This window comes from Pseudoxanthomonas sp. LjRoot204_2 (assembly GCF_056175765.1).
This window is the reverse complement of record NZ_JBGFFG010000074.1, coordinates 1-10855: the sequence shown is the minus strand read 5'-3', so window position 1 is coordinate 10855 and position 10855 is coordinate 1. Positions and strand designations below refer to the sequence as shown.

Here is a 10855-nt window from a genome sequence, read left to right as displayed (position 1 = left end):
GCGCAGGCACCGGTGGTGGAACAGCGCCGGGTGCCGCTGGTGATGGTGGTCGACGACTCGCTGACCATGCGCAAGGTCACCAGTCGCGTGCTGGAACGCCACAACTTCGAGGTCAGCGCCGCGCGCGACGGCGTCGAAGCGCTGGAGAAGCTGGAAGAGCGCGTACCCGACCTGATGCTGCTCGATATCGAGATGCCGCGCATGGATGGCTACGAGCTGGCCACCGCGATGAARGCCGATCCACGCTTCAAGGACGTGCCGATCGTGATGATCACCTCGCGTACCGGCGACAAGCATCGCCAGCGTGCCTTCGATATCGGCGTGCAGCGCTACCTGGGCAAGCCCTACCAGGAGCTCGATCTGATGCGCAACGTGTACGACCTGCTGGGAATCGCCCGTGTCCGTGAGTGAAGCCAAACGCGTAGCCCTGCTGGCGCGCCCGGGCGAGGCGCGCGAGCGCCTGCGCGTGGCGCTGCACGACGCCGGCGCCGAGATCGTGCTGGAAGACGACCCCAACGCCCTCGACGCCGACGCGCTCGGCAACAGTGCGCCGCAGGTGGTGCTGGTGGCGCTGGAGCCGGCCATCGAGGACAGCCTCGAGCGCTTCGACAGCGTCTTGCATGACCCGGCCGTCGCCGTGATCTTCGACGAGGCCGATCTGGCCGCCAAGCGCCAGGGCTGGGAGGCCCAGCGCTGGGCACGCCACCTGGCTGCCAAGCTGCATGGCCATCGCGACGTGCTGCCGCCCGGTCGGGAAGAAGACGTGGGCCTGCAGCTCGAACCGGGATTGCCGGTAACGCCGGCGCAACTGCACGAAGGCGCAGAGATTTCCCTGCACGTGGAGGAAGCGGCCGACATGGCGCTGGAACTGCCGAGCGACGATTTCGCCTATACCGGCGGCCTGCAGGTGCGCGAGGGGAACGAGCAGGTCGTCGACGTCGATGACTGGCTGCGCGCGGCGTCGCCGCAATCCGAATCCGACCTCCCGCAGACGCCGCCGCCGCTGCCCGAGTTGCCCGCTGCGGTTCCGCCGCCCTTGCCTGCGTCCGTGTCCAAGTCCACCTTCGATCTCTCGACCCTGGAGCTCGAACCGCTGGATGGCGCATCTGCAGGCGCGACGCGCGTGCAGGGCGCGGTGCTCGTATTCGCCGGCATCGGGGGACCCGACGCCGTGCGCAAGTTGCTGGCCGATCTCCCGACCGGCTTTCCCAAGCCGGTGATGGTGCACCTGCGCCTGGATGGCGGCCGTTACGACAATCTCGTGCGGCAGATGGAGCGGGTGTCGCACATGCCCGTGCTGCTCGCCGAAGCAGGCAAGGCCGCCGACGCCGGACACGTCTACGTGCTGCCCGGCGACGTCGTGCCGTTCGTCGATGCCGGCGCCGTGGGCTTCCGTCCCGGCGACGCGATCCAGGCCACGATTCCACAATTGCCGCCGGAAGACAGCGCGGTGCTGCTGCTCAGCGGCAGCGACACCGGACTGGTGGATGCGGCGGCGGCGCTCGGCAAGGAGGGTGCCCTGGTCATGGGCCAGTCGCAGGAGGGCTGCTACGACCCTGCCGCACCGAAGGCGCTGGCCGCCCGTGGCGCCGAACTGGGCACCCCCGCGCAACTCGCGCAGCGCCTGACCGACCGCTGGTTCTGAAGGACACACGATGGCCCATTCCAACGACGAAATCCGCGGCGTCCTGATCCAGGCGGGCGAATACCGGTTGCTGCTGCCCAATGCCACCGTGGCGGAAGTGCTGACACGCGCGCCGGTCGAGCCGGTTGCCGACATGCCCGACTGGTTGCCGGGACGGATCGACTGGCACGGCTGGGCCGTGCCGCTGGTCGCCTTCGGGCGCCTCACCGGCAACGCGAGCGAGCCGGTCGCGCTGAACAGCAAGATCGTCGTGCTCAAGGCGTTGAGCGGCGACAAGGACCGCCCGTACTTCGCCCTGCTGACGCCGTCCTTCCCGCGGCTGGTGTCGGTACCGCGCGACGGCCTGCTGGCCGATGCGACCGAGGAGGATCTCCCCGTCGGGGTGAAAGTCCGCGTGCTGCTCGGTGACGAAGCCGCCGTACTGCCCGACCTGGAAGTGGTCGAAACGATGATCGGCGACGCGCTGGCAAGCGCGGCCTGACGTACCCCGCTATCTGCAGGAGCGGCCGTGGGCCGCGCCTGAAGTTTTCACTCAGCGTGGCTTCTTACAGGTCGCCGAAGCGCGACTGCAGTGCGGCGATGGCGGCGAGCCCGGCGGTTTCGGTGCGCAGGATGCGCGGGCCGAGACGGAGCCCGATGAAGCCCGCCGCCGACAGCGTGTCGCGATCGCGCGGCGACCAGCCGCCCTCCGGCCCGATCGCGACCACGACCGCAGCTGCATCGATCTGCGCCGTGGCGAGGGACACGTCGCCGGTCGGGTCCAGCGTCAGCTTCGTTGCCCCGTGATCGACCGCCTGTGCCGCGTCGCCCAGTGTGGTGGGTACCGCCAGCGACGGCAGGCGCGCACGGCCGCTCTGTTCGCAGGCTGAGGCGATGACGCTGCGCCAGTGCGCCATGCGCTTTTCCGTGCGATCGGCATCGAGCTTCACTTCGGTGCGCTCGGCCATCACCGGGATGATCGAGGCCACGCCCAGTTCGGTCGCCTTCTGCAGGATCAGGTCCATCTTCTCGCCACGCGCGATGCCCTGCAGCAGGCTGACGCGCAGCGGCGACTCGTTGTCGACGTCACGCGCGCCGACCACGTCGGCCAGTACGCCCCGCTTGCCGATCGCGGCGATGCGCGCGTCGTAGTCGCGGCCGTCGCCATTGAACAACACGCAGCCGTCGCCCTCGCGCAGGCGCAGTACGCGGGCCAGATGGTTGGCGGAGGCGTCGGGCAGGGCGATCGACGTGCCGACCGCCAGGCCGGCATCGACGTGGCAGCGGGTCAGGCGCATGACGTGGCCTCGTCGATGGCGTGGCGGGTGACGTCGGCGAGGAGTTGCAGGGCATCCTCGTCCACGCAGTAGGGCGGCATCCAGTACAGCACGTCGCCCAAGGGGCGCAGCACCACGCCGCGTGCGAGCGCGGCCCGGTACGCCTTCAGCCCGATACGTGCGGCGGCGGGGAAGGGTGTCGCCTTGTCGCCGTCCTGGGTGAGTTCGAACGCGAGCATCATGCCGGCCTGTCGCACGTCGGCCACATGCCGGTGCGACGCCAGCGGTGCGGCGAGCACGGCCATCGCGTGGGCCGTGCGGCGGTTGCGCGCCAGCACGTCGTCGCTGCGGAAGATGTCCAGCGATGCCAGCGCAGCGGCGCAAGCCAGGGGATTGCCGGTGTAGCTGTGCGAATGCAGGAACGCGCGTTCGCGCGAATCGTCCAGGAAGCCATCGTAGAGCGCCTGGGTGGCCAGCACCGCGGCCAGCGGCAGGAAGCCGCCGGTCAATCCCTTCGACAGGCACAGCAGGTCGGGCATCACGCCGCTCTGTTCGCTGGCGAACAGCGTGCCGGTACGCCCGAAGCCGACCGCGATCTCGTCGGCGATCAGAAACGCGCCGCTGGCATCGCACAGCTCACGTACCCGAGTCAGGTAGTCGGCGTGGTGCATGCGCATGCCGCCCGCGCACTGCACGCGTGGCTCGACGATCACGGCACAGACCTCGCCCGCATGCTGCTCCAGCAGCCTGCCCAGCGCGTCGGCAGCACGCGCGGCGCACGCGGCCGGCGATTCGCCGGGGTGCGCCAGGTACGCATCGGGCGAGGGCGCGAACAAGGCCTCCGCCAACAACGGCGCATACACGCGGCGGTACAGCGGAATGTCGCCGACCGCGAGCGCGCCGAGCGTTTCGCCGTGGTAGCCGTTTTCCAGCGCGATGAACTTCGTGCGCCGGTGGTCGCCGCGGTTGTGGAACCAGTGGAACGCCATCTTCAGCGCCACTTCCACGCCGGACGAACCGTTGTCCGCGTAGAAAACCTTGGCCAGCGGCGCGCGACCCGCCTGCCGCGGCGCCACCGCCAGCAGCCGTTCGGCCAGTTCGATCGCCGGCGCATGGGTGAAGCCGGCCAGCATCACCTGTTCGAGTACGCCGGCCTGGGCCGCGATGGCGGCACCGATCCTAGGCTCAGCGTGGCCGAACAGGTTGGTCCACCAGCTGCTCACCGCGTCCAGGTAGCGCGATCCGTCGTGGCCGATGAGCCACGCGCCCTCGCCCCGGGCGATCGGGACCAGCGGCAAGGTGTGCGGGTGTTCACGCATCTGCGTGCAGGGATGCCACAGCACGGACAGATCACGGGCACGCCAGTGGTCCGCCTCTGCTAGCATTCCCGCTTGATGATCCTGTTGTCGCATCCCCCCATGATATCGGGCACCACCCCCTGCCGTCGCCGCGCTCCGCGTGGAACGGGCGGAACGTGCGCCGTCGCATGAGCCGCCTTCCCACCATCCATGGGATCACCCAGCGCGCCGACGGGCCGGATCGCCACGTCGAAGAGCTGGACCTGGAGTTCAGCAACGGCGAGCGCCGCCGCTACCACCGCCTGCGCTCGCAGGGTCATGGCGCCGTGGTGGTGGTGCCGATGCAGGACGACGACACGGTGCTGCTGGTGCGCGAGTACGCCGCCGGCATGCACCGCTACGAACTGGGCCTTGTGAAGGGCCGGATCGACGCGGGCGAGACGCCAGAACAGGCCGCGGACCGCGAGCTGAAGGAAGAAGCCGGTTTCGGCGCGCACCGCCTGGACGTGCTGCGCGCCCTGACCCTGGCGCCCACTTACATGAGCCACCAGTCCTGGCTGGTGGTGGCGAGAGACCTGTACCCCGAGMGCCTGCCGGGGGRTGAACCCGAGGAGTTGGAAGTAGTGCCCTGGAAGTTGCAAGACCTCGACCAGCTGATGCTGCGCGAGGATTTTTCGGAAGGCCGTTCGCTTGCGGCGTTGTTCATCGCCCGCGAATGGTTGAAAGAGCGGACATGAGCCGCATGACCGCAGACCTGCACGAAGCCGTCATCGTCATCGCCCGCGAAGCGGGCCTCGCCATCATGGCGGTGTACGAGAACGCCTTCGACGTGCAGCACAAGAGCGACGACAGCCCGCTGACCGCCGCCGACATGGCCGCCCACCAGGTGATCATCGACGGCCTGCGCCGCCTGACCCCGCAATGGCCTGTGTTGTCCGAGGAAGCCGCCGACATCCCGTGGGCCGAGCGCAGCCAGTGGCCGACCTACTGGCTGGTGGATCCGCTCGACGGCACGCGCGAGTTCATCAAGCGCAACGGCGAATTCACCGTCAACATCGCACTGATCGAGCAGAACGAGCCCATCTTCGGCGTGGTCCATGCGCCGGTCGGCGGCGAGACATGGCACGCGCGGCAGGGGCGGAACGCCTACCGCCGCGTCGGCGACGTGGATGCGCAGATCCGCACGCGGGCGCCGGCCACCGGCACGCTGAAAGTGGCGGCCAGCCGGTCCCATCGCGACGCGCGCACGCAGGCTTTCCTCGACGGCATGGGGACGATCGAAGACGTCGCGCTCGGTTCGTCGCTCAAGTTCTGCCGCATCGCCGAAGGTGCCCTGGACGTCTATCCGCGTTTCGGCCCCACCAGCGAGTGGGATACCGCCGCCGCGCAATGCGTGCTGGAAGCCGCCGGCGGCGCACTGCTGGCGCCGGATGGCCGCGCGTTCCGCTACAACCGCCGCGAGACGCTGCTCAACGGCGATTTCGTTGCGCTGGGCGACATGACGTTGCCATGGCGCACCTGGCTGGCGCTGGCGCAGGACGACGCGAATGGGCACGCCCGCATCGCCTGACGGCGACATCGCGCGGCTGTTGGCCATCATGGCCCGGCTGCGCGATCCCGATGGCGGTTGCCCCTGGGACCTGGAGCAGGATTTTTCCACCATCGCGCCGTACACGGTGGAAGAAGCCTACGAAGTCGCCGACGCGATCGACCGGCACGACCTGCAGGCCTTGAAGGACGAACTGGGCGACCTGCTGCTGCAGGTCGTCTTCCATGCGCAGATGGCACAGGAGCAGGGTGCCTTCGCGTTCGGCGATGTCGTCGCCGCCATCTGCGACAAGATGGTGCGCCGCCATCCGCATGTATTCGGCGAGGCCTCATTCGCCGATGCCGAGGCGCAGACCGTCAACTGGGAGGCCATCAAGGCCGCCGAACGGAAGGCCGCCGGCGAGGAAGATGCATCCGCATTGGCCGGCGTGTCGCGCGGGCTGCCGGAATGGCAGCGCGCAGTGAAGCTGCAGTCGCGCGCGGCGCGCGTGGGCTTCGACTGGCCGGGCACCGCACCGGTGATCGACAAGCTGCACGAAGAGATCGACGAAGTCCGCGTCGAGCTCGCCGCCGCACCCTCGCCGGAGCGCGATGCGCGGCTGGAGGACGAGATCGGCGACCTGCTGTTCGTCGCCGCCAACCTCGCCCGGCACGCGAAGGTGGATGTCGGCAGCGCGCTGCGCCGGGCCAACCTGAAGTTCGAACGCCGCTTCCGCGCGATGGAGGCGATCGCCGCCGCGGAAGGCACCACGATGTCCGCGCTGGACCTCGAAGCACAGGAAGCGCTGTGGACGCGGGTGAAAGCCACGGAGCGGAACCCGGCGTGACCCGCGCCTGCGTTAGGCTTGCCGCATGAAGACCCTGCTGCTGTTCCTCGCCACCGCGGTAGCCGAGATCGTCGGCTGCTATCTGCCGTATCTGTGGCTGCGCAAGGGCGGCAGCGCCTGGTTGCTGGTGCCGGCCGCGGCGAGCCTGGCACTGTTCGCCTGGTTGTTGACGCTGCACCCCACGGCCTCGGGCCGCGTCTACGCCGCGTATGGCGGCGTCTACATCACGACGGCGATCTTCTGGCTGTGGGCGGTCGATGCCGTGAAGCCGACGCGCTGGGACCTGCTGGGCGCCGGCTTGTGCCTGGCCGGCATGGCGGTGATCATGTTCTCGCCACGCGCCGCCTGACCCTGTGGGAGGGGACATGAGCCGCTTCGCCAGCTTCCGCGAGTTCTATCCGTTCTATCTCGACGAGCACAGCAACCGCACGTCGCGGCGCCTGCACTTCATCGGCAGCTGCGGTGTGCTGGCGCTGCTGGCGATGGCCATCGTCGAGCGCAACGCGTGGTGGCTGCTCGCCGCGTTGTTCTGCGGGTATGGCTTCGCCTGGGTCGGCCACTTCTTCTTCGAGAAGAACCGGCCCGCGACCTTCAAGCATCCGTTCTATTCCTTCGCCGGCGACTGGGTGATGTTCAAGGACATCCTCACCGGGAAGATCCGGTTCTGACCCTCTTCCTACAGGTTCATTCGTAGAACATCAGGAACGCCGCACCCACGATCAGGGCAAAGGCAGCGTAGTGGTTCCACTTCAGCGGCTGGCCCAGATACCAGGTGCTGAAGCCGGCGAAGACCAGGAGGGTCAGGACCTCCTGGATGGTCTTCAGCTGCACGACCGAGTACACCGTGCTGCCCATCCGGTTAGCCGGCACCATCAGGGTGTACTCGAAGAACGCGATGCCCCAGCTGGCCAGGATCGCCACGAACAGCGGCGAGGACTTGTACTTCAGGTGCCCATACCAGGCGAACGTCATGAAAACGTTGGAGGCCAGCAGCAGGAAAAGGGGCAGGATGCGGTCGATCATGGCAAGGCCGTCGGGAGGGGAGCGCGAAGCGTAATGCCAACTGCCGGCTGAATGGAGAGGGCGTCTTCACGCGGTGTCTACCGGTGGCCCGGTAGCTTCACAAACCTGAAGCCTCTCAAGGAGTTGTCATGCGACACAGTCAGGAAACCGCGGGTCTGGTGCTGGTGGTGGAAGACAACCGCAACATTTCCGAGATGATCGGGGAATATCTGGAAGGCCGCGGCTTTGAAGTCGACTACGCCACCGACGGCCTGGACGGGTATCGCCTGGCGGTGGAGAACAGCTACGACGTGCTGGTGCTGGACCTGATGCTGCCGCGGCTGGACGGCATGGAAGTCTGCAAGCGCCTGCGCACCGAGGCACGCAAGTCCACGCCGGTGCTGATGCTGACCGCGCGCGACACCCTGGACGACAAGCTGACCGGCCTGAGTTCCGGTGCGGACGACTACCTGACCAAGCCGTTCGCGATCCAGGAACTGGAAGCGCGCCTGCGCGCGCTGATCCGCCGCGAACGGCGCCAGGTGGGAGCCGAGGTGCTGAAGGTCGCCGACCTGGTGCTGGACCCGGTCAGCATGCGTGCCACGCGCGGCGGCACCGAACTGATGCTCTCGCCCATCGGCCTGCGCCTGCTGACCATCCTTATGCGCGAATCGCCGCGGGTGGTGACGCGCCAGGAGATCGAGCGCGAGATCTGGGGCAATGGCCTGCCCGATTCGGACACGCTGCGCAGCCACCTCTACAACCTGCGCAAGGTGATCGACAAACCGTTCGACAAGCCGCTGCTGCACACCGTGCAGAGCGCGGGCTACCGCATCGCCGACATCGGCTGACCGGACCGTCGGCGCGCGGCATCTTCCTGCCTCCGCCCGACGACTGCCCATGCGCCACGGCCTGCCCCGCAAACTCAGGATCGCCTTCATCCTGCAGGCCGTCATGGTCAGCCTGGCCATCGTGCTGGGCGTGTACGTGATCTCCGCGGTCATCAAGCACAGCCTGATGAACACCGCGCTGCAGGAAGAGGCCGGGCACTTCTGGGAGCTCTACAGCGCCAGTACCGCGCAGCCGCCACCGAACACCTTCAACCTGCGCGGCTACCTGGTGCTGAAGGGGCACTCCAACCTGGTGCTGCCGGAAAACCTCCGCGATCTCCGTCCGGGCTTCCACGAATTGAAGGACGACGACCTGCTGGTGCTCGTCGACGAGCAACCGCAGGGCCGCCTGTACCTGGTGTTCCTGCGTTCGCAGGCCGAGCGCCTGGCCTTCTACTTCGGCACCGTGCCGATCATCATGACCCTGGTGGCCATCTACCTGGTGTCGTGGCTGACCTACCGCGCCTCCAAACGCCTGGTGTCGCCGGTCAGTTGGCTGGCACGGCAGGTGGCGGAATGGGATCCGCGCCGCCCGGATGTCAGCGCGCTGGCGCCCGAACGCCTGCCGAGCGACGTGCAGGGTGAGGCCCGCCAGCTGGCCTCGGCGCTGCACGGCCTGGCCCAGCGCGTCACCGCGCATGTGGCGCGCGAGCGCGATTTCACCCGCGACGCCAGTCATGAACTGCGCACGCCGCTGACCGTCATCCGCGTGGCCACCGACATGGGCATGGCGGAAGATGCGCCGCCACGCGTGGCCCGTGCCCTGCAGCGCATCCAGCGCGCCGGCCGCGACATGGAGGCGGTGATCGATGCCTTCCTGATCCTCGCGCGCGAAGCCGAGGTTGAACCGCAGAGCGAAGACTTCGACGTGGCCGACATCGTCATGGACGAGGCCGAAAACGCACGCACGCTCCTGCTCAACAAGCCGGTCGACCTGGAGGTCACGCTGCACGCGCGCCCGCGGCTGCATGCGCCGCCGCGGGTGTTCCAGGTCGTGGTCAGCAACCTGCTGCGCAATGCCTGCGCCTACACCGACCGCGGCCGCATCGACGTGCTGCTGGAGCCCGACCGGGTGGTCGTGCGGGACAGCGGCATCGGCATGTCGGCCGAGTCGATGACCCGCGTGTTCGAACCTTTCTATCGTGCCGACCCCTCGCGTCCGCACGGCAGCGGACTGGGCCTGTCCATCGTCAGCCGGCTGTGCGAACGCTTCGGCTGGAAGATCGAGCTGGACAGCGAGCTGGGGCGCGGCACCACGGCCACGATCCGCTTCGTTCCGTAAGCTATACGGGAACTGATCGGTACCGCACGCTGTCAACGCCGCGGCCTCCGGCGCGTTCCCCCTTCCGACTCCCCCTCTTCCGAGCCGACTCACTGCATGAGCCAGCCTGCACGCACTGCCCCCCGCAAGCCTTCCCCGTTGCCCAGGATCCTGCTGGGGGTCGCCGTCATCGCCCTCGTCGGTGCGGGCGCCTGGTACTGGACCTCGCGCAAGGCCGAGGGTGCCGAGAGCGCCTATCGCACCGCCACCATCGAACGCGGCGACATCCGCGTGGCCATCTCGGCCACCGGCACGCTGAGCGCCATCTCCACCGTGACCGTCGGCAGCCAGATCTCCGGCCAGGTCACCGACGTGCTGGTGGATTACAACAGCGAGGTCAAGAAGGGCGAGGTGCTGGCACGCATCGATCCGAGCACGTACGAAGCCCAGATCGAACAGGGCAATGCCCAGATCGCCAACGCGCAGGCCAGCCTGAAGCAGGCGCAGGCCACGCTGGCGAACGCCGAACTCGATTACACCCGCAAGGCCGACCTCGGCCGACAGAAGCTGGTCGCGCAGAGCGACGTCGACCTGGCGCGCGCGTCGCGCGACCAGGCACGCGCGCAGGTCAATGCGGCGCAGGCGCAGATCCGCCAGCAGACGGCGTCCACGCAGACCACCCGCGTCAACCTCGACCGTACCGTCATCCGCTCGCCGGTGGATGGCGTGGTGCTGACGCGCACCATCGAGCCGGGCCAGACCGTGGCCGCCAGCCTGCAGGCGCCGGAGCTGTTCACCATCGCCGAAGACCTGTCGAAGATGAAGATCGAGCTGGCTGTCGACGAGGCCGACATCGGCCAGGTCAAGGTGGGACAGGCGGTGTCCTTCACCGTCGACGCGTTCGCCGACCGCCAGTTCCGTGGCGAGGTTCAACAGGTGCGCCTGTCCGCCACCACCACCAGCAACGTGGTGACCTATCCGGTAGTCGTCAGCGTGGACAACAGCGACGGCACGCTGCTGCCCGGGTTGACCGTCAACGCCGAGATCGAGGTCAGCAAGCGCGACGACATCCTCAAGGTGTCCAACGCCGCGCTGCGCTACAAGCCGACCGGCGAGCAGGCCAACGCC

Annotated in this window: 14 protein-coding genes; 11 read left to right on the top strand and 3 right to left on the bottom strand. The window is 68.3% G+C overall.

Annotated elements, in window-relative coordinates; genetic code table 11:
• The 3 genes from AC04L7_RS05480 to AC04L7_RS05470 all read left to right on the top strand — a co-directional run.
• Positions 1-411 (top strand): response regulator (locus AC04L7_RS05480; protein ID WP_475512652.1); only part of this gene is annotated, 411 nt, incomplete at its 5' end.
• Positions 398-1645, top strand: a complete 1248-nt coding sequence (locus AC04L7_RS05475) for a chemotaxis protein CheB (protein ID WP_299340821.1) — start codon at positions 398-400, stop codon at positions 1643-1645. The genes AC04L7_RS05480 and AC04L7_RS05475, both read left to right, overlap by 14 nt.
• 10 nt (positions 1646-1655) lie before the next feature.
• Complete coding sequence (locus tag AC04L7_RS05470; protein ID WP_296282767.1) at positions 1656-2126, top strand: chemotaxis protein CheW; 471 nt, start codon at positions 1656-1658, stop codon at positions 2124-2126.
• Positions 2127-2190: 64 nt separating this feature from the next.
• On the opposite strand, the gene AC04L7_RS05465 is transcribed toward AC04L7_RS05470, so the two are convergent.
• Both AC04L7_RS05465 and bioA read right to left on the bottom strand, forming a co-directional pair.
• On the bottom strand, positions 2191-2922 hold the full coding sequence (locus AC04L7_RS05465; RefSeq protein ID WP_435997083.1) for a 16S rRNA (uracil(1498)-N(3))-methyltransferase: 732 nt from the start codon (positions 2920-2922) through the stop codon (positions 2191-2193).
• Positions 2913-4313, bottom strand: a complete 1401-nt coding sequence (gene bioA / locus AC04L7_RS05460; protein ID WP_475512651.1) for an adenosylmethionine--8-amino-7-oxononanoate transaminase — start codon at positions 4311-4313, stop codon at positions 2913-2915. The genes AC04L7_RS05465 and bioA overlap by 10 nt, the downstream gene beginning before the upstream one ends.
• 74 nt (positions 4314-4387) lie before the next feature.
• Between bioA and nudE the strand changes: the two genes are divergently transcribed.
• Genes nudE through AC04L7_RS05435 form a run of 5 tightly spaced genes read left to right on the top strand, consistent with a single transcriptional unit; the run spans position 4388 to position 7242 of the window.
• The gene (gene nudE, locus AC04L7_RS05455; RefSeq protein ID WP_475512650.1) at positions 4388-4936 is read left to right on the top strand and encodes an ADP compounds hydrolase NudE; all 549 of its coding nucleotides are present in this window, start codon (positions 4388-4390) and stop codon (positions 4934-4936) included.
• Positions 4933-5769, top strand: a complete 837-nt coding sequence (gene cysQ / locus AC04L7_RS05450) for a 3'(2'),5'-bisphosphate nucleotidase CysQ (protein WP_296282763.1) — start codon at positions 4933-4935, stop codon at positions 5767-5769. The genes nudE and cysQ overlap by 4 nt, the downstream gene beginning before the upstream one ends.
• On the top strand, positions 5747-6574 hold the full coding sequence (mazG, locus tag AC04L7_RS05445; protein WP_435997087.1) for a nucleoside triphosphate pyrophosphohydrolase: 828 nt from the start codon (positions 5747-5749) through the stop codon (positions 6572-6574). The genes cysQ and mazG overlap by 23 nt, the downstream gene beginning before the upstream one ends.
• A gap of 25 nt (positions 6575-6599) precedes the next feature.
• Complete coding sequence (locus tag AC04L7_RS05440) at positions 6600-6923, top strand: YnfA family protein (RefSeq protein WP_435997089.1); 324 nt, start codon at positions 6600-6602, stop codon at positions 6921-6923.
• Positions 6924-6939: 16 nt separating this feature from the next.
• Positions 6940-7242 carry an Mpo1-like protein gene (locus tag AC04L7_RS05435; RefSeq protein ID WP_296282760.1) on the top strand — a complete coding sequence of 101 codons (303 nt, stop codon included), beginning with the start codon at positions 6940-6942 and terminating at the stop codon, positions 7240-7242.
• 16 nt (positions 7243-7258) lie between these two features.
• On the opposite strand, the gene AC04L7_RS05430 is transcribed toward AC04L7_RS05435, so the two are convergent.
• Complete coding sequence (locus tag AC04L7_RS05430; protein WP_296282759.1) at positions 7259-7597, bottom strand: DMT family protein; 339 nt, start codon at positions 7595-7597, stop codon at positions 7259-7261.
• A gap of 128 nt (positions 7598-7725) precedes the next feature.
• Here AC04L7_RS05430 and AC04L7_RS05425 point away from each other — a divergent pair, with 128 nt between their 5' ends.
• The 3 genes from AC04L7_RS05425 to AC04L7_RS05415 all read left to right on the top strand — a co-directional run.
• Positions 7726-8427 (top strand): response regulator transcription factor, encoded by a 702-nt coding sequence (locus AC04L7_RS05425; protein WP_055940490.1) that lies wholly within the window; start codon positions 7726-7728, stop codon positions 8425-8427.
• 49 nt (positions 8428-8476) lie between these two features.
• Positions 8477-9748 (top strand): sensor histidine kinase, encoded by a 1272-nt coding sequence (locus AC04L7_RS05420; RefSeq protein ID WP_296282758.1) that lies wholly within the window; start codon positions 8477-8479, stop codon positions 9746-9748.
• Positions 9749-9844: 96 nt separating this feature from the next.
• The coding region (locus tag AC04L7_RS05415) for an efflux RND transporter periplasmic adaptor subunit (RefSeq protein WP_475512649.1) at positions 9845-10855 on the top strand (1011 nt) is incomplete at its 3' end.

Coding starts and splice junctions, on each gene's coding strand:
- AC04L7_RS05470 (WP_296282767.1), top strand. CDS start 1,656: ATGGCCCATTCCAACGACGAAATCCGCGGCGTCCTGATCCAGGCGGGC.
- AC04L7_RS05465 (WP_435997083.1), bottom strand. CDS start 2,922: ATGCGCCTGACCCGCTGCCACGTCGATGCCGGCCTGGCGGTCGGCACG.
- bioA (WP_475512651.1), bottom strand. CDS start 4,313: ATGCGACAACAGGATCATCAAGCGGGAATGCTAGCAGAGGCGGACCAC.
- cysQ (WP_296282763.1), top strand. CDS start 4,933: ATGAGCCGCATGACCGCAGACCTGCACGAAGCCGTCATCGTCATCGCC.
- mazG (WP_435997087.1), top strand. CDS start 5,747: ATGGGCACGCCCGCATCGCCTGACGGCGACATCGCGCGGCTGTTGGCC.
- AC04L7_RS05440 (WP_435997089.1), top strand. CDS start 6,600: ATGAAGACCCTGCTGCTGTTCCTCGCCACCGCGGTAGCCGAGATCGTC.
- AC04L7_RS05435 (WP_296282760.1), top strand. CDS start 6,940: ATGAGCCGCTTCGCCAGCTTCCGCGAGTTCTATCCGTTCTATCTCGAC.
- AC04L7_RS05430 (WP_296282759.1), bottom strand. CDS start 7,597: ATGATCGACCGCATCCTGCCCCTTTTCCTGCTGCTGGCCTCCAACGTT.
- AC04L7_RS05425 (WP_055940490.1), top strand. CDS start 7,726: ATGCGACACAGTCAGGAAACCGCGGGTCTGGTGCTGGTGGTGGAAGAC.
- AC04L7_RS05420 (WP_296282758.1), top strand. CDS start 8,477: ATGCGCCACGGCCTGCCCCGCAAACTCAGGATCGCCTTCATCCTGCAG.